Genomic DNA, 20887 nt, shown 5'->3' with positions numbered 1-20887 from the left:
AGCCCGGCTCCCGTCGAGGAGGAGCCGGGCTGCCGGGCGGAGCGGGGACTACCCGGCCTCCTCGATCCGGCGGAGGGCGGCAGCCACGTTCAGGACCTTCCTGCCGCCGACCCGGCTGGAGCGGTGCTGGAAGCGGCCCTGGAGGTCCCAGAACAGCTCGACCGCAGCGCCCATCTTCGTGGTGCCGGTGAGGCGGGTGAAGCCCTCGCTCGCGGTGATCTCCGACTTGACCAGCTCCTTGGCGACCTTGCCCGCTTTCTCCGCTGCCGTCATCCGCCGGGTGACGTTGACCTGCATCCCCGCGCGGGAGACGGAGTACCGGCCGCTGGCGGCGTAGCCGGGGCGCTTGTTGAACCGCTCCGGGTGGCAGATCGGGCAGACCTCGATGCACTCGCGGATCTCCGCGAGGTACTTGGCGTCGATGCCCTCAACCTCGCCCTGGGCGATGGCGTCGTGGCCCTGGTCGCTGTGGCCGTTCTCCTCCATCGCCCACTCTTCGGCGGTGAGGGAAACCTTCTTGGCCTTGGCGGGCTCCGCCTCGCGCGGCCCGCAGTTGTCCGGGTGGTTGCTGAGCTGCTGGATGCGCTTCTGGGTCTTGGGCTTGGCCTGCTCCGCGAGCGGGAGCGCGGTCAGCCGGGTGAACTCCTCGCTGGCCGCCTTCTCCGCCGCGAGCTTGGCAGCGGCCAGCTCCTCCGCGTTACGGCGGGTGACCTCCGCCGTTACCAGCGGCAGCAGGGTCGCCTTGTTGGCGGAGCCCATCCCCTTGATGCCCAGCTCCCGGGCCAGCTTGCGGAGGGCGACGGTGGTGGTAGCGATCTCGATCATGGCTGCGGTCCCTTCTCGGTGGCCCCTCCGGGCCGCTCAAGATCAACTATCCGCCAGTGCAGTGCAAATGAAAACCCTTTTCAGCAAGCTTCTTCAATGCCGGCAGCCGACCCCGGATCAGCCCGGAGGTCGGCTGCTGGTCGAGCTGGGCCTTAGCGATCGAGCGGCACCGTCTTCCAGTTGACCCTGCGCGTGACTAGACCGATGGTTGCCTTGCTGACGACGTACTCAGCGGCTAGCTGCCGGTGCGTCACCCCGCCCGTCGCGTATCTGGCCCGGATCTCCTGGACCTGATGCTCAGTCAGCCTGCTCATCCCGTGGCGCTCGCCAAGCCCGCGTGCTGCTCGACCTTTTGCGGCCATGTCAGCCATGTTGCAGGCGTGCGTCCCGAGCCACAGATGGCGGACTTCATAGCAGGCCGGGTTATCGCAGTGGTGGCAGACCTCCAGGCCATCCGGAATCGGCCCGCTCTGGCGAGTCCACTCCAGCCGGGTAACGCGCCACCTCTGGCCCTGGACCTTGCACACGCCGTAACCGTGCTCGGTCTTGCCGGTCCACTCCTTGCATGGGATGTCGCGCCAGCTCACAATTCCCACCCGTTGTAGTCGGCGTGGAGCGGTGGCCGCTCGTTGACGGGCATCGCCCCGTACTGGCGGGAGTGCTCCCGGGCCAGCTCCTCCGCCCGGCGCTGCTCCGGGGTGACCGCCTCGCCGGGCAGCGGGTCGAACTCACTGCCCGGTGTCTCCGGCTTGCTCATGCTTGCCTCTCTCAGAAGGGCTGGACGATCAGGGTGCGGTTGGCGAACTTCGCGTCATTGCCGAGGTTGTAGTACTTCATCGTCACCTTGTACTCGCCGGATTCCAGGCCCTCGATGAGGTTGACCCGCGTAGCTGACGATCGGAGGTTGAAGGCCGGAGTCCATCCGATGTGCGATCCGTTGTCGTACCCGAACTCTGCCATTGCCGACCGGTTTGTCGTGGCAGGGATTGCTTCGGAGCCATCCGACAAGCGGGTCATGACGAAGCCAGCTTGACCGGCACCTGCCTCGTTGCCCAAGTCCTCCCGCAGCTCTACCTCGATTTCAGCTGACACCGTAACGATGCAGCGCCCGGTGTTGCCGACCTTGACAGTGACCTCCGGCCCGTAGCTGCCAGGGATGTCACGCATCGAGCCGGAGCCGCTCAAGACGCCGGTCGTGGTGACCACGTCCGCCTGGACACCGAACGCGAGAGTGGCGAGGTCGACCAGTCCACCCGTCTGCGGGTTGTACGCCGCCAACCCGTACTGGCCATCGACCAGCTCACCGGCGAGCACCTTCACCGCGCCCGTCTCGTCGCAGATCTCCATGCCGACGCGGCCGGTGCCGTCGGGTAGCTGCCCGAACCGGGCCATGACCTGACCGTTGGGGTAGTAGAACTCCAGCCCGACACGGGGCGGCTGGCTCTCACCGTCGAGCCGGTGCCCTAGCTCGATGACCTTTCCAGGTTCGGCAACCATCTCAGATCTCCTTCAATAGGTGACTTGGTGTGGGATACGGCCAGGTGGCGGCCGTGGTCAGGGTCGGAGCCGGCACATCGAAATCAAGCCGGGCAACGGCTGCCGCTCCAGTCGCGCAGAAGGCAGAGCCGTGCCCGTCGGAGCCGTCGGCCTGGTAGCAGGCCTGATGTGTCATCTCGTGCAACACCACGCCGAACAGGTATTGCGGGTGGTCGAGGAGCGCGCGATCAAGCCCAATCGCCCACGCCTCCGCGTCCCAGGCTCCGGCGAGCCTGCGGCCGTCGGTCCGGCTGAGAATCCACGGCACCATCCGGATCACCACCGGCCGCAGTCGCCCGCCGAAGCAGACCGCGTTGAGCCGGTCGTACAGCTCCGCTACCGCCTCCGGGTTCACTGCGCCCTCCTCAGCGGTAGGACGTTGCTAGACGCGGGAGCCGTCGGGCGGGCAGCGAAGATGTGCGGCGCGTCCGGGTCTGGCGGGATCAGGTGGGCGTAGAACTTCTGCGTGGTCTCATAGCTCGCATGGCCCATCTGCTCAGACAGGCGCTCGATCTGGCCGCCCGCTGACAGCCACAACGCGGCGAACGTGTGGCGGAGGTCGTGCAACCGGGTCGCCTCCGGCAGTCCCGCGGCCTGCACAGCCTTCTTGAAGATGTTGCGGTAGAACGCGCCCGGCTCGACCGGCTCCGCCCAGTTGAGACGGAAGCCCTCACGGACCTTCTTGCCGTCGGCGTTGGTTGCGTAGGTCGCGCCCGGCTTCCGGTTCGGGAACAGCGGAGCGGTGGGCTCATCTGCGCGCTCGTGGGTGCCGGTCAGGTAGCTGCGGAGGTCTTCCGCGAGCCACGGCGGCAGCTCAACGCGGCGGGTGCTCTCCTCGCTCTTGGGCGTGTCCACGACCCACGCCCCGCCCTCTTTGCGGCGGGTGCGGTGCACGTCTACGTACCCGCGCCAGATGCCCTTGACCTGCCACAGCTTGACGTCGGCAACGTCCAGCCCGGCCAGCTCCGCCGCGCGCAGCCCTGTGTAAGCCAGGAACCGGATCACCAGCCCATACGGCTCCGGCGCTGCGTTGGCCGCCCGCTCGACCTCGCCCGCGTCGAGGAACACCGCGCGGAACTTGGCCTCACGGTTGGGCTTCCGCCCCGGCAGCTTCCGCAGCACAGCCGGGTTGGCCGGCAAGGCGTTGTCCTCGACCGCCAGCTCAAGCACCGCCCGGAACGTGTTGTAGACGTTGCGGACGGAGTTGCCCCGCGTCATCCGCCGTCGGGCACGCGTTCCCTCCGGCAGGCACCCGCCGTCGGTGAGCTTCGCGCGGAACGCCCGACAGTCGCTCGTGCGGATCTCCGACACCGGCCGACCACGGAAGAACTCCCGTGCGTGCAGCAGCGCCGACCGGTACCGCTCGACCGTGCGCGCCTTGACGTTGACGGCCACCTCATTGAGGTACTGGTCCGCGTAGGCGTCAAAGGTGAGCCGGGCGGCGCGCGGGTCGCGGTTACTCTCCCCCGCCAGCACACTGAGGATGAAGCCGTTGGCCTCCGCCTCCGTCGGGAACAGGCGCGCGGGGCGGTGCTCCCGTCCGGCGAGCCGGTACCGCCACCGCACCTCCCACTGACCGTCCGGCCGCTGGCGCGGGGCGGGCAGCTTCTTGGGCTTGTGGATCATCGCCCCGCCTCCTCGACCTTGTGGCTGAGTTGACGGGCGCGCATGATGCTGCGGACGCTCACGGTCCGGTAGTCGGTGCACCCGTAGCACCAGACGGTGTCCCCCAGACGCGGCACGGGGTCAAAGGTGACCACGTGGCCGCAGGAGAGCTTCGACTCATGCATGTTGTTCATGCGAGGCCACCCTGCGTCGCGGTCCGGTAGACCCAGCGGATGAACTTTGCGTGCCAGGGCTGGCCGTCAGGGCTCAGTAGACCCTCCCCGTTCAAGGTGGTTGCGATGGACTGGAACGATTGCCCCGCCCGGCGCTCGCGGACGATGCGGCGGATGAGGTCTGGGTCGAGGCTCATGCCGCCACCTCCCAACCGGGGCAGACGTGGCGCCACTTGTCCCGATGGGCTTTCTGCGCCTTGTCCTGGCCGACGTGGAGCTGCCAGCGCTGCCCGGTGTCCCGCTCCTCGCGCGGCACCACGAACTCAGTGAGGTAGTCGACCAGCTTGGCCCGCGAGGTGAGCGTCACCTTGATTCCGGGGATCGGTCGAGCTGTCGCTACCAAGCACCACATCTCAGCGGTGAAGTACCGGCTCGTGGTCCGCTCGACGTCAAACCCCTCCGCCGCAAGGCGGTGCTCGATCTCGTGCATCAGATCGTTGGCCTTGTTGAGGCTCATGCTGCGGCCTCCCAGATCCGGGCGACCGTCGAGGCGTACCAGCGCTTGCCGCCTCCGGGGGTGGGGACGCTGTCCGCGTCGAGGGCGGAGGCGACAGCAGCGAAGCTCTTGCCCGCGTCGCGCTCCTGCTTGATCCGGGCCACGGTCGCGTCGTCTGCCTGGCGGGAGCGACCGAACCGCGCGCCTTGGGCCTTGGCCTCCGCCATGCCGTCGGCGGTGCGCTGCCCGATCATCTCGCTCTCCCACTGCGCGACCGCAGCGAGGATGTGCGCCACGAGCCGTCCGTTGGGCGAGCCGGTGTCAAGGTCAAAGTCCAGCACCACGACGCTCCAGCCCTGCCGCTGAGACGCGGCGATGAAGGAGGTGAAGTGCTGGACTGACCGGGCGAGCCGGTCGAGCTTGCACACCATCAGCCCGTCCGCCTCGCGGCGCTTGAGCCGACGCAACGCCTCCTGGAGGCCGGGCCGGTTGTCGGTCCGCCCGGAGTAACCCGCGTCCGGCACGATCTCCAGGTCATAACCCCGGCGCTCTGCCTCCTCGCGGAGGCGTTCTGTCTGCGCGTCGAGCGAGTAGCCCTCCTTGGCCTGTTCTCGCGTCGAGACGCGGACGTAGCCCAGCATCAGCGGCCTACGTGGGGCATCCGGTGCTCCCGTTCCACGCCTCGTGGGCTGCCGGCGCTCGCGGGTCGATCCGGACGCCCCCATGCCTCCGGCAGCGCTACGGCCACAAGAGCCGGTCACCGCCCCGCCCCCGCCCGGCGAGCGCGACCGAAGAACACCGGCCAGGCCACCTGGTTGATGACGAACAGCACCCCCAGCAGCGCGGCGATGAGGTGCGCGTTGGTGGCGAGGCTCCCTGCCCCAACCAGGATCACCGCGACACCCGCGATGATCGCCAGCTCAGCAAGGGCGACGCTGACGCCCGTCGGTACGGCCATCTCCTCCTCCTTCCGTAGCGTGAAGGTTCCATCACGCTCCGTAGCCGACGGTACGCCAGGTCTACTGTGGACAGTTACAGCAGAGACTCGCCCCTATGAATCCCTTGCAGGGCAAGGGGTCTAGCGCAGGCGAGCGCGCCCGTTGGTCGCTCGACGCTGCGGCATCAGCTCCCCGATGTGGACCACCTCCGGCTGCCCGCCCGCCTCCGGCTCCCAGGACAGCGCCGGGCGACCGGCAGCCGGGAGAGCGGCTGGAGACTCCGCCGCGTCGTCTGCGTCGTCGTCCCAGATCCCTTCCAGGACCTCTCGCCACGCCGGGTTGACGCTGACCGCCACATCCACCCCGCCCTTGAATCCCGCCCGCTCCAGCGCCCAGGTGATCGCCTTCAGCCGGTCGGAGGCGGAGAGGTCCGCGTCTCGCGCAATCCCCAACAGCAGCTCCATCAGCTCATCCCGTGCTGCCTTCAGCTGCTCCTCCGCCTTGAGTCGAGCCGGGGTGCCCTTGGCCGCTCCGTGCATCGGGCAAACGGTCGCCCCGTTCACCGCCCACCGGCCGCACTGGTTCCCGGTTCGCTTGCTCTTGGCCTTGCACTTCAACTTCCTAGAGGTCACCGTCACCGAGAGGTGTTTGTCTGCCATCGCCTTCTCCTCCTCCTTGGGTTTATGCACTTCATTGATTGATGCTGATCGTCTTATTTCGGTGTCCCGTCCGGGTCGTCCTCCTCCGGCCGGTCTCTAGGTAGACCGGACCGGGAGGACGGGTGGGGCATTGGCACGAGGACGAATGAGGACTTGTGAGGACCGCTCCCCTGAAACCCCTGGTCAGGGGCTGTCTCGATCAGGACGGGGAATCAGGACGGATCAGGACGCTGCATAAGGACGCCCACGAGGACTCGATCTTGAAAACGTCCTCATGCCGGCGCTAACCTCCTTCGATGCCTGCGAGGCGGTAACGGGCCGACTTCCCGACCGGAACGATCAGCCCGCGCTGGATCACGGCGTCCCACGCGGCTGCGAACCGTTGCCTGTCGCAGGACTGGGTGAAGACCGAGCGGACCTCTGCCTTGGTCATCCCGGCGAACGGAGCATCTGAGATGATCTCGATGATCTTGCGCTGGTACTTGGACTTGATGTCCTCCAGCCGATCCAGCTCTGACAGCAGGTCGTCAGCTGCCGGCACCAGCACCAGCGAGGTGATGGGGTCGCCGTCGGCATCCTTCCCCAGCGACACCACGACCGGGTCAAACCGCAGGTCCCCGGACGTGGCGTTGTCCTTCTGCTTCTCGTCGGTAAAGACGGTCTGCTGGGTTTCCTTGTCGGTAAACACCCTGAACTGGTGCTCTAGGGCACCCTTCTGGGCGCTCGACCCACGAGCCCGCCCCACCGCCAGGCCCTCGTGGTGGACGACCGCAACACAGGCTCCCGTGGCCCGCCGTACGTCATCCAGCCGGTCGATGAACGGGCCAATCTCCTTGGCGCTGTTCTCGTCAATCCCGGAGGTCAGGCGAGCCTGGGTATCCCCTACCACCAGGACTGGCTTGACCCGCTTGAGCGCTGCCACCAACACCGGCCACTCATCCGCCGAGACCGGGCGGGGCAGCACCAGGACGTTTGGCCGCTTGCCGTGGTGCTGCGCCCAAGCGCGGAGGCGCTTCCGAACACCCCGCTCGCCTTCTGCGGCGATGTAGACCACCGGGCCGCTCCGGACCCTCCGCCCACCCCACGGCAGGCCAAGTGAGATGTGGCAGGAGATGTCCAGCATGACGAACGACTTGCGGTGGCCGGACTGGCCGAACACCTGCGCCAGGGAGTCCATGTCAAACAGACCCTTGATCAGGTACTCCGCCTCCGGGATGGCGTCGAGCGCGTCAAAGTCCAGTAGCTCAGCGAGCATCGCATCAACGGCGTCTTCGCTGGGCTCCTTGGCTTGCTCGATCAGCCTCTCCGTCTCCGCGTCGGCGTCACAGCCGTCGGCGGAGCTGATCGACTTCACCTCTTCCACTGCCTTTGCCACGCCCCGGTCCACGATCCGGCCCCACTCCGCCTCATCCCGTCGCCGGTCGGCGGTTGCGCTGAAGAACGCTTCCCTGATGGCGTCGAGCGTGGTGGTCACGCCCCGGTGGCCCTTCCGCCCGTCGAGGATGACCGCCCACGCCGCGTCCCGCGCTACGTCGTGCGCCCCGCCGTCCGCTCCGGCCTCCGCGAGCTTCCGTAGCCAGAGGTCGAGCGCCCATCGCATCTGGGAGCAGGGCTGGCCCCCGGCGTCCGGGCACGCGGCGATGGCCGCCTTGGTATCCGCCTTGCTCATCTCCGCCGCAGGCCGGTCGATGAACTTCCGGCGGTCGCTGGTCAGGTAGTCGACCCACGCGTCAGGCAGCACCGCGTAGTCCTCCAGGGCTTTGCAGAACGCCTTGACGTCGCAGGCCGTGCCATCGGGCCGGATCCAGCGGTACTTGCGGCCCTCCGGGTGGATCGACGGAGGCGCGACGATGAACCGGTGGTACCAGGTGATGATGTCGATGCCCGGACCGGCGGCACCCTTCCAGCCCAACCCGTCTGGGACTTGGTAGAGGCGAATACCCGACACGCCGTCATCCCGGTTGGTCACGATCCAGGTAGCCGGAAGCGGACCCAACTCCCGCTCCAGCTCCGCGAGCGTGGCTGCTCCCGCCTTCTTGCCGTAGGCGTCAACGTCAATGCCGACCAGCGCGTCAGGCAGGCGGAGCGCGACGTTGCCGCCAGCGTGCTCGGGCATCCAGCGCTCGACCTGACGGGGACCGGCCACCTTGCCAGCCGCCCCGGTCCAGCCCGTAGGCGGTGCCCACTTCTGCCGGGGCGGTAGCGGCAGAGGTGACCAGTCGGCAGCGGCGTACGCCCCGGCAGCGGCTCCGTATGGACCGCTCATTCCGCTCGCCTCGCGTTCACGAGCGTCCGGATCTGGTCCTTGGTCAGCTTCATCGACCGGCCCCAAGAGCACAGACGCTCCTGCGGGCCAAGGATGTCATCAAGCGCGCGGACCAGACCGGCGACCACAACGTCAGCCGACCAGAGCTTGGCCTTGACCTGACAGATCCGGTCGAGCACCTGAGCGCTGGTAACGCAGCCCTCCAGGTCGATGTCATACCACTCCCGGCCGGTCGGGTCACGGAGCACGAGCACGTGGTGCTCAACATCGAGCTGCCATCCGCCCCAGTTCCTGGCGAGGTCGGCCCAGGTCGTTCGCTCATCCTCATCAATCAGATCACCGAGAGTCTTGACTGACGCCTTGAACATCTCCGGATCGAATGGCTTGGGCTGCCACCAATCGCTGCTGAAAGCCGGATCTTGCTGATTCACGGTATGGTTCTCCTTGTCGGTTTGTTGCTGTGCCCCGGTTGCCCGCCGGGGCATTGCTTTTCTCAGGCCTTTTGGTTCTGCTTGGCGGCGATGCCGGCGGCCAGTAACTCCCGGATCACAGCCGACTCCGGGCAACCCGCTCGCGCTGCCTCCGCGCGGACGTAGGCGCGCTGGTCGTCGGGCAGCTTGATTTCGAACCGGTCGCCAATTCGTGGCCTGCCCCTCCCGCGCTTCTCGCTCACGCTCAACCTCCTCAGATAGACGGAAAGGACCAACCACCGGATGATTAGTCCGGCTGGTTGGTCCCTTCAGCGTTGAGATTACTACCCGTGCGCTATTCGCGGTTTTCTACAGAAACTCAGGGCCGTGCAGCTACAGAGGTCTTACGCTTCCCGCCCTTGCCCCGCTCGATCTCCCGGAGGACTTCCCACCGGTGCGGCGTCCGGCCCAGCCGCCGGTAGAGCCGCGTCGCAGCCCGGCACCAGGGCGAGTGGATGTAGTACACGCGGGTCTTGCCGTAGACCTTGGAGCAGTTGCTGAAGCTCATCACGGCGCAGCCTCGATCTCCGCCGGTCCGGCCTCCGCGAGGTCGCAGTCAACCCCGTGCTCCAACGTGAAGTCGATGGCTCCGCCGTCCTCCGCGTCCTCCGTCGTGACCCACCGACACCCCGGCTCGCATGGGTAGAGGTCCGCGACGCGGGCGAGGATGGCGGTGGTGTCAGGTAGCCGCACTTCCCAGAAGGTGTCGCTGAGCCGATGCAACAGCTCACCGACGTCAAGCCCGGACTTGTACCAGGAGAGCGGCAGGGGCAGGAGGATGTGCCGCAGGGTCTGGCTGCGGTAGTCCTCCGCCCGGCGGTCGTACGAAGTGGCGGAATCCTCGATGAGCAGGTGCAGCCCGATCGGCTCCGCCCGGAGGTGGTCGACCTCCAACATGTACAACACGACGCGGCTACTGTCAGCCGCAACAACTGAGACGATTCGGTAGGTTTGTCCGTACGACATTTCCACCCTCCTCCAGGGGGTTGACGGCCCGGCTGGCTCGCCTCCAGCCGGGCCGTGTCGTTTACAGGTTGGGTAGGTAGGGGCGCGAGTGCGCCATGGCGGGGAACCGTTCGTACTGCTGCTCCGCGACTGCGATGGGGTCGAGCCCGGCCAGGCCCGCAGCCTCCTCGCGCAACCGCTCGACCTCAGCAGGGATTCGCTGGCGCTGCTCGATGAGAGCGCGGGCACCCTCGCGGAATGCCGCAGCCCCGATCCGTCCCTGCCGGGCGCGATCCTGGAGCACGTTCCAGGCGTTGAGGACGTTCTCCGCCTGGGCGGCCAACTCCTCGACGCGGTGGTTGAGCGCCTGCCGTCGGGCAGCGATGAGCTTCTGACCGGCGGCGCGGTAGTGGGCCTCCGCCGCGCGCTCCGCCGCGTCGAACTCCTTCCACTGCGCCGGGCTGTACTTGGCGGGCGGGGTGTCCTCCTTGGAAGCGCGGTACTGCGCCAGCGTGGTCACAGCGCCTCACTCCCGCCACGGCGGTGCATGCCGGGGAACCGGGCGGCCAGGTCCTCCTTGGGGGCGGTCAGGAGGTTGTCCGCCGCGTCGAGCGCGGGCAGCGCCTCCGTGAGCGCGGTCCGCTCGATGTAGACGATGTTCTCCAGTTGACGGCCGACGCTGTCCAGCGCCGCACCGAACGGGTCAGTGCTCACCTTCACTCCTCGTGTCGTTGGTGCTCTCACCGAGCAGCGAGGCCAACCCGGCCTCGATCACTGCCCGGCACGTCTCGTTGCGCCCCTTGCCGCGTAGCGCCGTGACTAGCTCGACCCGGCTCCACGTCTCCTCCGTGACCGGGACCTTGATCGACCGGCCGTACAGCTTGGGCGCGCTCATCAGGACCAGCCCCACTGGCGCTCTCGTGGGTCCCGGTCCAAGATGGCCTGGCCTTCCGGCGTCTCACTGAGAGCCGCGTCGATCTCCGCCGCGCGACGGGCCAGTTGTGCCTTCTCCGCGAGTCCCATCGGGGTGCCGGGTCGACCACCGCCGTACGACCGGCGTGCCGTCGAGCCGGATGCGCGGCTGGACCGCAACGGCGGTGCCGTCTTGGGCGTCTGCCCCGCCTCGCGCAGGATCTCTGACGCTGCGTCGTTGGACATCTCTCCACCTCCCATCACGGGGGCGATACCGCCCCCAAGATCAACTAGACCGTACGCTGAGGCGCGGCTGTTGATCCTGAGATGAATGAGCTGGTGAGGCGGCAACGAGACGGCGCTTGAGCCTCGATCCCTCAAGGGGAGGTCGAGCGAGCCGGAAGGTGCAGCGAATCGCCGCTGCAAACACATACCCGGAGGGGGTACGCAACTCAGCGGGCAGTCTCCCGCCCTGCAACGGACGTGGAACGGACTTTCGATCTTGGCGAGCGCCAACGATCAAACACCTGACCTGGTGCCCCCGGCAGGATTCGAACCTGCGACACACGGTTTAGGAAACCGATGCTCTATCCCCTGAGCTACGGGGGCGCGAGGGCCTAGTCTAGCGACCTGGGGGTTCACCTGGGGTGGCAGGGAGTGGCCCACGTTCACCCACGTTCCCCGGACCCCCGTTCTCCCAGCCCAGGACCACACCCGGAGCACACGAACCCCGGTTTGCGACCGGCGGTCGTCCGCAGCGACCCGGGTTGGCACCGGTTCAGCTGGGTTGGCATCCGCTGGAGAGCACACACCGCGCACATCATCGAAGATCGCGATGCGCGCTCCGGGCTACGGGCTCGGCAGGGTGGTGCACCAGGCGGCAGTGAGTGCTGCCACGTCGGGGAATCGGTCGGCAGGTGTCGTGGCGGTGGCGTTTACAGCTACCTGCATTTGGTGGTGGGAGCCGCGCCAGCCGGGTGGGGAGTCGAGGAGGTGGTAGATGGTGCGGCCGAGGGTGTAGACGGTGGTGCGCTGGTCGATGACGGCGCCGCGGACGAATTCTTCGGGGGCCATGTAGCGGCGGGACCCAGGGAGGCGGTCGGTGTCTAGGGTGAACGGCCCGGGCCGGTACTCGTCGAGGTCGATCAGGCGTAGTCGGCGGGCGTGGAAGTCGTAGAGAAAGCAGCCGTCGTAGAGGTCGACCGCGACGTAGCCGGCGGCGGTGACGGCCAGGTGCGCGTCGAGGATCGTGGCGATGGCCGTTTCAACGTCGGGCAGGGGTAGTTGCTGGAACCGGTGCAGTGCGCTGCGGTCCGAGCCGTGGACGGTGGCGTGGTTCAGCACGCTGCCGTCATGCCACGGGTAGACCAGCGTCGGCCCGTCGAGGGCGTGCTCGGGGCGCACGATCGCCGGGTGCCGGACCGCGGCGTGGAACCGGGCGGCCCGCAGCAAGGAACAGCGACTGGGCGCGGTGGTGGCTGTCTTGACGAACCAGCGGCGTCCGGACGCCTCGACGCCGTAGGAGACGCACCCGGAGTCTTGGGCGTCGAAGACCGCGAACGCAGAGTCCAGGGATAGTTCCACGCAAGGAGAGTAAGGCGTCCCCTTCACCGAGCGCGGATGCTACCCGCAACGGACATGGCGGGCCACATGCTTGTGGCGTCGTATCCCCGGCTGAAACGTTTGACGCAGGTGGATGTGTCGTCGGCGCCGACAAGGTACGCCGAAGTGTTGCTGTTGGCCGCTAACGTGGTCGATGCGACCACCCGCCCTGCAGGCGTGACCGCGAGGGATTGCTGCGCGATCCCTACGTGCGGGAGATGCTGCGACATCAGAGTGACTGGTCGTGGCGCAACAGCCGGCAGGATGTCGACCTGGCCGCCAGCGGGCCGCTGCGCGCCACCGTCGAGCACGTCGGCCGTCGTCACGCTACGGCGCTGCCCGACCACACCGGTCGCGCCGGCGAACACTGACCTAACGTCGACGCCTGCCTTGCCCGGCTGGCCTCGGCGCTGCGCTTCGCCGCCGGAAATCGGCCGGGCAGGCCCGGCCGCACCGGCGTAGGCAGGTCCCGGCTCCTGGGTGCACCAGCGTCTCGCCGCGCTGCTGACCGCGACCGACCAGGCGACCACCCATAGCCGATGAGAGCGCGACGAATTGCAACATCAAGTAGCGCTGGTTGCCTCAGTCTATGTTCAAGCCGTCAGTATTCAAGGCGCCAAGGTTGTTCCTCAGGAACCTTCTCGTTTGGTCCTCGTCAGCTATGAACTCGTTGTCATAACGACTGTCCGCCCATGAAGTGTTACCTGTTTCGCGGACACGTAACTCTCCACTCACAATCTGATAGTGCCTATCATTGGTGTTGTTTCTGTCGCTATAGTGAGTCGATGCCTTGAATCCTTCATTCTGATTCAACAGTTGTTGAATCACCTGCTTCGTCAGGCGCAAGGTGCACATCCTTGGGTAATCAGATCAACGCTTGCCGACGGGGCGTGTCGGAATATTAGTCCAGCGATCGAGAGCCCACCTGGGCAGCTCTGCAGGCTTACAATTTCAGGAGGCCGCTTCGTAACAGCGCTCGCGTTCCTGCTCCCACAACTCGTCGTCACCCAGCGAGGCATACTCGGGCCGTATCTTTCGAGCCAGGCCGTAGAAGCCCGAACTCGGTCGGTTGGTGCTACGGGAGACGACCAACGCGCTCCACAGCGGCTCACCCTTGTCGAACGCTCTACGGGAGACCTTGTCGAGCGGCTGGCTCAGGAAGTCCGGCCTTGTGTCCACCCGCTTCGCGAGGGGGCCATAGCCGATCAGTCCCTTCGCTGTCGCGACGCCGAAAAGGATGTCCGCGATTCGGTCGACTCGGTCGACCTCGAACGTCTCAGGCATCTGGTCACGGTAGAACAGGTTCAACCCGCGACGGTTCAGCTGATCCGCCACACTTCTGGCCATCCAGGCCCTTCGGAGCGTCCCTATCTTCGGCTATCACGAGGCCTTGCGAGCCGCCGGTCGCCCTCCGGGCAGTCGCCATGCCGCTGACAGACATACCTGTCAGGGGTGAAGAATCCTGTCGTAGTCTTCGTCGTACCAGCCGTCAGTGTTGTGCTTTTGAAGGGTGCCCGCGACGCGCGTCAGCATCAGGACATCGCCGTTGAGGGTCAGGGCGGCGTCCTCGGCCCTGCCGGTGAGGATTTTGGCCACGGCCGCCAGCATGTGGGGCTTGCCCTTGTCGACCAGGGTGTCCTTGCGCATGTAGAAGCTGACGTCGACGTAGGTCTCCGGCTCCCATTCCCACAGAGCGCCACCGTCGTCCTCGGCGCTGTAGTAGCCGTGCCGGCCGCCGGTGATGTCCACGACGTACCCGTGCTCGTCGTTCAGGTCGGCGCTGAGCATCCTGCCGCCGGACGCCGTGGACGTCTCGACCGCTCCGGGAGCAGCCAGCTCCGCTACCTGTTCGAGTGGGATGTTGCCCGCCAGCGTCAGCCGGTACTCGACAGCCATCTGCATCCCTTCATCAGTCTCGCCGGATGATCTGAATGATCGCACCGTCGCGCGTTACCGCTGCCAGTTCCTTCAGCCCTGTGATGGGCCAGTCGTGGAACTGCTTGTGCAGGGCGGCGAGGTCTCCTCGCCAGTCGTGGAGGTTCAACATCACGCGTTGGGTCTGCTCCGTGTCAACCTTCCTGGACACGGCGCTCCAGACGGCGCGGGCCGGCACAGGAGCAGTGGGCGCGTAGCAGTCGAACACATGCCCCTCGATGAGGAAATCGGGCGCTTTCTCCGGCCTCCCAGAATCCCCGGTCTCGCGTCGAGCGTCCGCGACCTCCTGCCTCGTGGGGTTCTGGTGAACCCGGTACCCCTTGCTGGCGACCCTGTCGGCACACTCGTTCTCCAACTCCAGGGCACGCCGCTCCCGAGGCTTCTCGTTCGGCGAGATGCGAGTTCGACGTCCGGTAGGTGACCCGCCGGCGACGCCGGTGGGACGCCTGGCCCACGGGGTTACTGCGTCAGCGTCGGTGGAGACGGTGCCGCCCAGGGTGGGGGCCGTCGGGGATGGGCCGCCGGTGGTAGCAGGGGTAGGGCTGGCCGGTGGATGACCGCCAGCCCCCGTCAATTTCCCGAAGACCCCAACTGCCGGGCCTGCGCGACCGCCCCTTCGACGGCCTGCCGGGCCCCGCCGGTACGCTGCACGACCAGCACCAAGACCTGCTTGATGGCCTCCAAGGCCTGCAACAGCGGCCCGGGCTGCCCGCCCTGCAGAACCACGGCGACGAGTTGCTGCGCCTCACCGACTCCGGTGATGGCACCAGTCGCCGCGTCACGAGCGGCGTCCACGGCGCTCTGCACCGGTGCCAGCCCGGCGATCGTCTCCTGCGGGGTGGCTTCGTTCGGCACCGCCGCGGTGGCCTTCGTCGCCTCACCGATCGAACCGGCGAGACTTCCCAGGCCGCCCTGGATGCCCGTGATCGCGTTGCGCACCCGCGCCACACCCGCCGCCACCGCGAGGAAGCCCGCGCTGGCGGCCCGCAACGCCACCTCCTGCGCCTGACTGTCGGCGGCGGCTGCCAACCCCTGCGCGCGTTCGACCCCAGCCATCAACGCGCGGAGTTCACCGGCGATCTTCTCGATCTGCGACACGTAGCCGGCATCTCCAATCGAGGGTAATGAAAGTCTTGATGCCTGAACCTACCGGGCTACTCGCGAGGCAACCAGACCCGTAGAGCGGTCGTTGCCCCAGGCAGCCGCCGTCAGTGAGCACTCGCACAGACGATCGAAGGAACGGCGATGCAGGTGTTCGCGTCGGGAGGATCGGTAGGAAACCCCAAGGCGCAGTGGCCGCCGGCTGCGACGGGAGACGATCTGCTGGCTGATCCCGCTCACCCCGCGTGCATAGTGCCGCGTCAGGCAAGGTTTGCCTCGCTCCTGTCAGACTGCTCGGGTGATCGTCAGACTCGCGGGGGAGCAAGACTTCCATGGTTTCCTTAGCCTGGCGGCTGAGGTCGAGTGCTGGTTCGGCCCGATGACCGAGGATCTCGGCTTCCATGACGCTGTCCGCAAGCACGTTCGCCGGTCCACGGCGATCGTCGCTGTTGATTCGGGGCCGGACCTCCTGGGTGGGCTGTTGTTCGCGGCGAAGGCCCCGACCTACCACGTCCACTGGCTTGTCGTATCTGAGCAGGCACGGGGAAAGGGCGTCGGCCGTACGCTGATGGCGGAAGCGATGCGCCGGTTTGTGAGGGGCCCCGGCACCGTTGAGGTGGTCACCTTCGGGGCCGATCACCCTGGTGCCTCCGTCAGCGGTGCACGTGTCTTCTACGAACGCCTTGGATTCACCCCTGCCGAAGCCGTCGATCCCGGTCCGGAAGGCGGTTCCCGGCAGGTCTTTCGCCTGGCCGTCACCTGATCAATCGACATTGGCCCGGGACATCCCCCAGCGGTGCAACGCCCCTCCTTGTTCAACCGATGTAAGGCGTCGCTCGTTCCTTAAGGGCGTGGCCGATACGCAGCCGCATCGAGGGGTGGATGTCCAACTGGTTGAGCTGGGCGGGGGTCACCCAGCGGACCTGACGCGACTCGCTGGAGGTCGTCAGTTTCCCGCCGACGGGTCGGGCTGTGAAGCAGATCGAGAACTGCTGGCGTACTTCACCGTCGTCGTAGGCCATCACGTGGTGGGGGTTGCTGTAGATCCCGACCAGGCCGGTGACCTCCACCTCGATGCCGGTCTCCTCGCGCACCTCCCGCACCACCGTGTCGGAGATCGACTCGCCGATGTCGTGGCCACCGCCAGGTAGCGCCCATAGGTTGTTGTCGGTGCGGTGGATCATCAGCAGCTCACCGCGCTGGTTACGCACTGCCGCCACAACCGACGGCACCACGCTGTTGGCAGCTGGCGCATTGGGGTCGTTGAAGTAGTCACGGCGCGCCATCCGTCATCTCCCGTCGAACGCAGCTACCAGCGCATCGATATCGCAGTGAGCTCCGCCCAGCTCAGCTGCATCCTGAGTAGGGTCAGCTTCATGAATGAGGTCCCTGTATGTCTACACCGCTGCGGGCAGTCTGGAGGTCGCGCGGCGGGTGGTGCAGGGCGCAGTGCAGGAGCGGTTCGCGGCTGGTGGCCAGGTCGTGGGGCCGGCCGAGTCAGCCTTCTGGCATGAGGGGTCCTTCGGCACCGGCCAGGAGTGGCAGGTGGTGCTCAGATCCGGTGCCGGAGCGTATCCCGAGTCGGAGAGCTACCTGAGGAAGCATCACGAGTGGTCCAACCCGGAGATCGTCACGCTGCCAGTGGTCGCTGGCTCACGGCCGTACCTCCAGTGGGTGCGCGGTGTCACCGAAACCGCCGGTGAGGGTGGATGACGCGGCTGCCCTACAACGTAACGCCCACCGGTAGACCTTGTCTCGACGCTCGATTGGAGGTCAATGGCAGCGGCTGAGCAGCCGCTCTTCAGCGAGGGTCTCCGCAAGAGGAGTTGGTGTGTCGGATGTGAGCCCCGCTGTGCCCGACCGTGTGGGAGCCGGCGTGCACAGCGGTGGTGATGGCGTCGGGTAGCGGGGTGTGGCGGGCGAGGTCCAAGGCAAGAGAGCCGAGGAAGGCGTCGCCGGCTCCGGTGGTGTCGACGACCGGGACGGCAGGTGCCGGCACGGTGCCGGATCCGTGGGGATGGGTGAAGGCTGCGCCGTTGGGGCCTGCGGTGACGACGACGGTACGGGGGCCGAGGCGTTGCAGCGCGGCGGCGGCGTCGAGCGGGTTGCCAGCGGTGGTGCGCAGGATCGCGGCGGCTTCGTGCTGGTTGACCACGAGGACGTCGAGTTCCGCGAGCAGCCGGGGGTCGAGGTCGGGGTTAGGGACGAGATTGCCAACGACGATCGGTGCGCGGCGGTGGCTCAGCAGTGTGGTCACGGGTTCGGGTGGTAGGTCGAGCTGCACGATCACGGCTTCTGCGGCGAGGCCGGCGGTAGCGCGGTGGATATCGTCGGTGGTGAGTTCGGTGGTGGGTGAGAGTGCGAGGGTGATGTAGCTTTCGCCGTCGGGGGTCACCTCGATGATGGCCGCTCCGGTGGTGGCGTCGGGGACGAGCCGGACGCGGCGCGTGTCGACCCTGGCGTCGGTCAGTGCTGTGATGATCTGGTGGCCCCAGGTGTCTGCGCCGACATTGGCGATCAGGGCGGCGCGCCCGCCACGGCGGGCGGCAGCGATGGCCTGGTTGAGGCTTTTGCCGCCAGCATTGACGGGCAAAGCCGAGCCGATGGCGGTGCGGCCGGGTCGGGCACGGTGGGGTACATGGATGGTCAGGTCGATGTTGGCCCGGCCGACGAAGGCGGCATCGACCTGTTCACCGGCCCCACTGCTGTCGGTCACGAGGTCGCTACGGCAGCGGCCAGGGCGGCATGCAACTGCTGCACTGTGGGCTCGGTGGGAAACGCTGCGAGCTGGCGGCCTGCGATCGCGACCTCGCGTTGGATTCGTACCGAGCGGGTGAGGTTGGCCAAATTGAGCGCGGCGAGGGCGGCGCCAGCGGCCAGCTCGGGTTCAACGGCGGCGGCGTAGGCGACGGCGGTGCGCGCCAGATAGCGGCCCCGTTCACGTCGGTACGTTTCCGGCCACGCGTCGAGAGCCTCGCCGAAACACCGGACAGCGGCGCCAGGGCAGCCCAGCCGAAGCCAGCCCTCGCCCTCCTGCGCGCTGATGTACGCCGTGGTGCAGAACGCACCGAGCCCACCGCCGTCCGTTCCGGTGGCGGCAGCGAGGTGGTGAGCCTCGTCAATGGCGGCCCGGAACGAGCCAGTGTCACCTTCGACCGTGTGCCCGTGGGCGCGCTGCACCGCCGCGAACGCGCGCACCTGCTCCCTGATGCTGCCAGCGCGCTCGGCGGCACGGGCGAGGCCGAGTACGCGGTCCTGGTCGGCGGCGTCGCTGGCCCGCTGCGCCATGCGAGCGAAAACGTAGGCGGTGAACTCCATGTCGCCGGCTTCTTGGGCCATGGTCAACGCTTGGGCGAGCCACCATTCGCCGGCGTCCCGGTCGCCCAGATCGTCGCTGAGCCAGCCGGCGAATTCCGCCCACCGGGCCTCGGTACTCAACAGCGCGTCGCGCAGGCTGCCTCGTGCGGCTCGGCGGTAGTCGGCGATGTGACCGAGCTGCTGTCGGGCCGTGGGAAGGATGGCCGCGGCGCCGACCCGGTTGTCGGATTCCACGAGCACCGACCGCAGTGCCGCGAAGTGCTCCAAGACAGCCGGATCAACCTGCGCCGCCCGTGTCGCTGCGGGCAGCGGTTCCGCACTCGCCAGGGACGCCACCACACTGCCGGGGACCGCCTGTAGGAGAGCCCGGCGGCTGACCTGAACGTGCCGTCCTCGCCCGTCTGCCACAGTCATCACGATATCCGCCTCCCCTGCGGGCTGGCCGTTCGTGTCGGTCACCGGGGTGGTACCGGCCGCGGTCAGAGCGGTGGTGAATGCTGCTGTTCCCCTGGCCCGGCGGTACTTCTGCTCAATGGCCACGACCCGGTCGTACCCGGCGGTGAGGGCACCGTCGGTGTCGAGGACCTCGTCGCAGCGGTTCCAGAAGGCCCGGTCTGGGTGCTGGCGCCCGACTTCAGTGTTCGCGATTGTGCTGCGGCCGTTAAGGATCCTGGGCGCCAGTGAGTGCTGGGTGTGGCCGGCCGCCTTGCGGTACGCGGCCAATTGCTGGCCAAGCGCGCGCCACGCTTCGCTCACCTCGTTCGGGCCTGCCACCGTCGCCTCCCGGGGCCATCGCGCCTCGGCTGGCTGAGCGAGATGAGCGAGCGCTAGCCAGAGGCGGTCTTCGATGTAGATCGTTACCCTACCGTACGGTCGTGGCTGCGTAGGTCGTCTACCCGCCGTTGCTGGTCGAGGCTTGCCCCGCCTGGCAGTGGCCCGCCACGGCCAGGCGAGGTGTCAGTCGATCCGCAGGCCGCCCTGCGCCTGATGCCTTCGACCGTCACGCAGTCGGTGCGCGACGCGGTCACGGGCGTGCTATCGGCCGAGGGTGGTGGAGATGCAGGTGTTGGGCGAGGTAGTCGCTGAACGATGTGGCGCATGGGAGGTCCGGATCATTGGTGGCGCCGGCGGGGACGTAGCGGGTGTGGCGCAGCTCGTCGACGAATGCGACCGCAGGTGTCCCGCCACGCAGACCGGTAGTGATCGCCGTGAACAGGGCGTCGGTTAGTCCGGCCAGGGTGGAACCGTGCTTGCCCACTCTCAGGTCGACGTGGGTGAGGGCACCGTTGGCTGCTGCGGCTGTCATCAGGTGTCCGGGGACACCGTCGATCACGAACTGACTGGTGACGCCGGCCGCACGTCGAGGCACGGTCGTTTCGCTCATAGTGGTCGTGATCCTCTCTGGTGGAATCCGCCTCTACGCGACGTCGGGCGGCTCTTTCGTGTAAGGGTTCGGGGTGACCTGTGCGGGTGCGCTTGGTCAGCTGGTCGTCGCAGCGGCGGGTGGGGTGTCGGCTTTGCGGGCGCAGTGTCGGCAGCGTCGTGGGCAGGGCGTTTGTGGTGCGGCGCTGATGAGGCCGCTGGCTTGCAGGATCGTGGTAACCGTCTGCTCGAGGGTCTGGGGTTCGGGGATGGTGGTTTCGCCGGGGACGTTGAGTAGGTCTCGGTGCGTGTACCAGCGGCGCATCTCGTCGGGGGTGACGGGGATGGGTTCGTCTCGGTTGAGGTGGCGGCGGATGGTCTCGTCGATGGAGACGTCCAGGTAGAACACGGCGGCCGGACCGGGGTGGTTGTCGATGAGCTGGTGCAGCACGGCGGCGTAGCGCTCGGTGTGCAGGATGCCTTCCAGGATGACGTGGTAGCCCAGCTCGAGGGCGGTGCGGGCGGTCGCGGTGATGAACGCCGGGGCTACCGGGTTGATACGGGCGCTGTCGTGTTCGCGGAGCAGGGTTCTGCGCAGGTAGTCCTGCTCCAGCAGCGCGGCCCCGCGTCCGTAGCGGCGTCGGACCTCGCGGGCGGCCGTGGTCTTTCCGCTGCCGGAATTACCGCGGATGATCACCAGCGTTGGCGCGGGCTCGGTGGCGTGTGGTTCGTCCATCTGGTGAT

At 67.5% G+C, this 20887-nt stretch carries 33 protein-coding genes and 1 tRNA gene; 3 read left to right on the top strand and 31 right to left on the bottom strand.

The genetic code is table 11. The features are described from left to right. Positions 1-48 precede the first annotated feature (48 nt). The 22 genes from ACFYO8_RS10740 to ACFYO8_RS10635 form a co-directional block, all read right to left on the bottom strand. The gene (locus ACFYO8_RS10740; RefSeq protein ID WP_387257157.1) at positions 49-825 is read right to left on the bottom strand and encodes a hypothetical protein; all 777 of its coding nucleotides are present in this window, start codon (positions 823-825) and stop codon (positions 49-51) included. A 152-nt stretch (positions 826-977) separates the two neighbouring features. Next, positions 978-1412, bottom strand: coding sequence for an HNH endonuclease (locus ACFYO8_RS10735; protein ID WP_387257155.1), 435 nt, complete (start codon positions 1410-1412; stop codon positions 978-980). Then, on the bottom strand, positions 1409-1582 hold the full coding sequence (locus tag ACFYO8_RS10730; RefSeq protein WP_387257154.1) for a hypothetical protein: 174 nt from the start codon (positions 1580-1582) through the stop codon (positions 1409-1411). Before ACFYO8_RS10730 ends, ACFYO8_RS10735 begins: the two co-directional genes overlap by 4 nt. Before the next feature lie 11 nt (positions 1583-1593). Continuing rightward, a complete protein-coding gene (locus ACFYO8_RS10725) occupies positions 1594-2322 on the bottom strand; it encodes a hypothetical protein (protein WP_387257152.1) in 729 nt (242 codons plus the stop codon). 1 nt (position 2323) lies between these two features. Continuing rightward, the gene (locus tag ACFYO8_RS10720; RefSeq protein WP_387257151.1) at positions 2324-2716 is read right to left on the bottom strand and encodes a SprT-like domain-containing protein; all 393 of its coding nucleotides are present in this window, start codon (positions 2714-2716) and stop codon (positions 2324-2326) included. Continuing rightward, entirely contained in the window at positions 2713-3987 is a 1275-nt protein-coding gene (locus tag ACFYO8_RS10715) for a tyrosine-type recombinase/integrase (RefSeq protein ID WP_387257149.1), read from the bottom strand. The genes ACFYO8_RS10720 and ACFYO8_RS10715 overlap by 4 nt, the downstream gene beginning before the upstream one ends. After that, positions 3984-4160 carry a hypothetical protein gene (locus ACFYO8_RS10710; RefSeq protein ID WP_387257147.1) on the bottom strand — a complete coding sequence of 59 codons (177 nt, stop codon included), beginning with the start codon at positions 4158-4160 and terminating at the stop codon, positions 3984-3986. The genes ACFYO8_RS10715 and ACFYO8_RS10710 overlap by 4 nt, the downstream gene beginning before the upstream one ends. Continuing rightward, positions 4157-4336 (bottom strand): recombinase family protein, encoded by a 180-nt coding sequence (locus tag ACFYO8_RS10705; protein ID WP_387257146.1) that lies wholly within the window; start codon positions 4334-4336, stop codon positions 4157-4159. Before ACFYO8_RS10705 ends, ACFYO8_RS10710 begins: the two co-directional genes overlap by 4 nt. Further along, entirely contained in the window at positions 4333-4656 is a 324-nt protein-coding gene (locus ACFYO8_RS10700; RefSeq protein WP_387257145.1) for a hypothetical protein, read from the bottom strand. The genes ACFYO8_RS10705 and ACFYO8_RS10700 overlap by 4 nt, the downstream gene beginning before the upstream one ends. Beyond that, positions 4653-5276, bottom strand: coding sequence for a recombinase family protein (locus ACFYO8_RS10695; protein ID WP_387257144.1), 624 nt, complete (start codon positions 5274-5276; stop codon positions 4653-4655). The genes ACFYO8_RS10700 and ACFYO8_RS10695 overlap by 4 nt, the downstream gene beginning before the upstream one ends. Before the next feature lie 116 nt (positions 5277-5392). Beyond that, positions 5393-5593, bottom strand: a complete 201-nt coding sequence (locus ACFYO8_RS10690) for a hypothetical protein (protein WP_387257142.1) — start codon at positions 5591-5593, stop codon at positions 5393-5395. Positions 5594-5713: 120 nt separating this feature from the next. Continuing rightward, on the bottom strand, positions 5714-6232 hold the full coding sequence (locus ACFYO8_RS10685) for a hypothetical protein (RefSeq protein ID WP_387257141.1): 519 nt from the start codon (positions 6230-6232) through the stop codon (positions 5714-5716). A gap of 283 nt (positions 6233-6515) precedes the next feature. Next, positions 6516-8498: an AAA family ATPase gene (locus ACFYO8_RS10680; RefSeq protein ID WP_387257140.1), complete on the bottom strand. Its 1983-nt coding sequence runs from the start codon at positions 8496-8498 to the stop codon at positions 6516-6518. After that, the gene (locus tag ACFYO8_RS10675) at positions 8495-8929 is read right to left on the bottom strand and encodes a hypothetical protein (protein WP_387257138.1); all 435 of its coding nucleotides are present in this window, start codon (positions 8927-8929) and stop codon (positions 8495-8497) included. Before ACFYO8_RS10675 ends, ACFYO8_RS10680 begins: the two co-directional genes overlap by 4 nt. Positions 8930-8991: 62 nt before the next feature. After that, the gene (locus ACFYO8_RS10670; RefSeq protein ID WP_387257136.1) at positions 8992-9171 is read right to left on the bottom strand and encodes a hypothetical protein; all 180 of its coding nucleotides are present in this window, start codon (positions 9169-9171) and stop codon (positions 8992-8994) included. A 304-nt stretch (positions 9172-9475) separates the two neighbouring features. Then, positions 9476-9934 (bottom strand): hypothetical protein, encoded by a 459-nt coding sequence (locus ACFYO8_RS10665; RefSeq protein ID WP_387257135.1) that lies wholly within the window; start codon positions 9932-9934, stop codon positions 9476-9478. A gap of 61 nt (positions 9935-9995) precedes the next feature. Further along, a complete protein-coding gene (locus ACFYO8_RS10660; protein ID WP_387257133.1) occupies positions 9996-10433 on the bottom strand; it encodes a hypothetical protein in 438 nt (145 codons plus the stop codon). Further along, positions 10430-10627 (bottom strand): hypothetical protein, encoded by a 198-nt coding sequence (locus ACFYO8_RS10655; protein ID WP_387257131.1) that lies wholly within the window; start codon positions 10625-10627, stop codon positions 10430-10432. The genes ACFYO8_RS10660 and ACFYO8_RS10655 overlap by 4 nt, the downstream gene beginning before the upstream one ends. Continuing rightward, complete coding sequence (locus ACFYO8_RS10650; protein ID WP_387257130.1) at positions 10617-10808, bottom strand: hypothetical protein; 192 nt, start codon at positions 10806-10808, stop codon at positions 10617-10619. Before ACFYO8_RS10650 ends, ACFYO8_RS10655 begins: the two co-directional genes overlap by 11 nt. Further along, a complete protein-coding gene (locus tag ACFYO8_RS10645) occupies positions 10808-11071 on the bottom strand; it encodes a hypothetical protein (protein ID WP_387257128.1) in 264 nt (87 codons plus the stop codon). The genes ACFYO8_RS10650 and ACFYO8_RS10645 overlap by 1 nt, the downstream gene beginning before the upstream one ends. A 287-nt stretch (positions 11072-11358) precedes the next feature. Further along, positions 11359-11434 (bottom strand) — tRNA-Arg (locus ACFYO8_RS10640). Positions 11435-11674: 240 nt separating this feature from the next. Then, complete coding sequence (locus ACFYO8_RS10635; protein WP_387257127.1) at positions 11675-12409, bottom strand: serine/threonine protein kinase; 735 nt, start codon at positions 12407-12409, stop codon at positions 11675-11677. A gap of 236 nt (positions 12410-12645) precedes the next feature. Here ACFYO8_RS10635 and ACFYO8_RS10630 point away from each other — a divergent pair, with 236 nt between their 5' ends. Next, positions 12646-12798, top strand: a complete 153-nt coding sequence (locus ACFYO8_RS10630; RefSeq protein ID WP_387257125.1) for a hypothetical protein — start codon at positions 12646-12648, stop codon at positions 12796-12798. 580 nt (positions 12799-13378) lie between these two features. On the opposite strand, the gene ACFYO8_RS10625 is transcribed toward ACFYO8_RS10630, so the two are convergent. The 4 genes from ACFYO8_RS10625 to ACFYO8_RS10610 form a co-directional block, all read right to left on the bottom strand. Further along, a complete protein-coding gene (locus ACFYO8_RS10625; protein WP_387257123.1) occupies positions 13379-13711 on the bottom strand; it encodes a hypothetical protein in 333 nt (110 codons plus the stop codon). A 162-nt stretch (positions 13712-13873) separates the two neighbouring features. Then, positions 13874-14323 (bottom strand): SitI3 family protein, encoded by a 450-nt coding sequence (locus ACFYO8_RS10620; protein WP_387257121.1) that lies wholly within the window; start codon positions 14321-14323, stop codon positions 13874-13876. 13 nt (positions 14324-14336) lie between these two features. Next, a complete protein-coding gene (locus tag ACFYO8_RS10615) occupies positions 14337-14723 on the bottom strand; it encodes a hypothetical protein (RefSeq protein ID WP_387257200.1) in 387 nt (128 codons plus the stop codon). Positions 14724-14932: 209 nt separating this feature from the next. Beyond that, complete coding sequence (locus ACFYO8_RS10610) at positions 14933-15460, bottom strand: DUF6244 family protein (protein ID WP_387257119.1); 528 nt, start codon at positions 15458-15460, stop codon at positions 14933-14935. A 301-nt stretch (positions 15461-15761) separates the two neighbouring features. Between ACFYO8_RS10610 and ACFYO8_RS10605 the strand changes: the two genes are divergently transcribed. Beyond that, positions 15762-16226 (top strand): GNAT family N-acetyltransferase, encoded by a 465-nt coding sequence (locus tag ACFYO8_RS10605; RefSeq protein WP_387257117.1) that lies wholly within the window; start codon positions 15762-15764, stop codon positions 16224-16226. 52 nt (positions 16227-16278) lie between these two features. Here ACFYO8_RS10605 and ACFYO8_RS10600 read toward each other — a convergent pair whose 3' ends face one another. After that, complete coding sequence (locus tag ACFYO8_RS10600) at positions 16279-16749, bottom strand: NUDIX hydrolase (protein ID WP_387257115.1); 471 nt, start codon at positions 16747-16749, stop codon at positions 16279-16281. Between the two features lie 94 nt (positions 16750-16843). Between ACFYO8_RS10600 and cutA the strand changes: the two genes are divergently transcribed. Then, positions 16844-17176, top strand: coding sequence for a divalent-cation tolerance protein CutA (gene cutA, locus ACFYO8_RS10595; protein ID WP_387257113.1), 333 nt, complete (start codon positions 16844-16846; stop codon positions 17174-17176). 88 nt (positions 17177-17264) lie between these two features. Here the strand turns inward: cutA and ACFYO8_RS10590 are convergent, their stop codons facing one another. The 4 genes from ACFYO8_RS10590 to ACFYO8_RS10575 all read right to left on the bottom strand — a co-directional run bounded on the left by ACFYO8_RS10590 (position 17265) and on the right by ACFYO8_RS10575 (position 20879). Then, complete coding sequence (locus tag ACFYO8_RS10590; RefSeq protein ID WP_387257112.1) at positions 17265-18179, bottom strand: PfkB family carbohydrate kinase; 915 nt, start codon at positions 18177-18179, stop codon at positions 17265-17267. Next, on the bottom strand, positions 18176-19555 hold the full coding sequence (locus ACFYO8_RS10585; RefSeq protein WP_387257110.1) for a helix-turn-helix domain-containing protein: 1380 nt from the start codon (positions 19553-19555) through the stop codon (positions 18176-18178). The genes ACFYO8_RS10590 and ACFYO8_RS10585 overlap by 4 nt, the downstream gene beginning before the upstream one ends. 250 nt (positions 19556-19805) lie before the next feature. Continuing rightward, positions 19806-20165, bottom strand: a complete 360-nt coding sequence (locus ACFYO8_RS10580; RefSeq protein WP_387257109.1) for a hypothetical protein — start codon at positions 20163-20165, stop codon at positions 19806-19808. A 96-nt stretch (positions 20166-20261) separates the two neighbouring features. After that, positions 20262-20879 (bottom strand): AAA family ATPase, encoded by a 618-nt coding sequence (locus ACFYO8_RS10575; protein ID WP_387257108.1) that lies wholly within the window; start codon positions 20877-20879, stop codon positions 20262-20264. Positions 20880-20887: the final 8 nt, after the last annotated feature.

Origin of the sequence: Micromonospora sp. NPDC005257 (genome assembly GCF_042872445.1) — a bacterium.
In the GTDB taxonomy this organism is placed as follows: domain Bacteria; phylum Actinomycetota; class Actinomycetes; order Mycobacteriales; family Micromonosporaceae; genus Micromonospora.
This window is presented reverse-complemented; position numbering and strand designations above follow the sequence as displayed.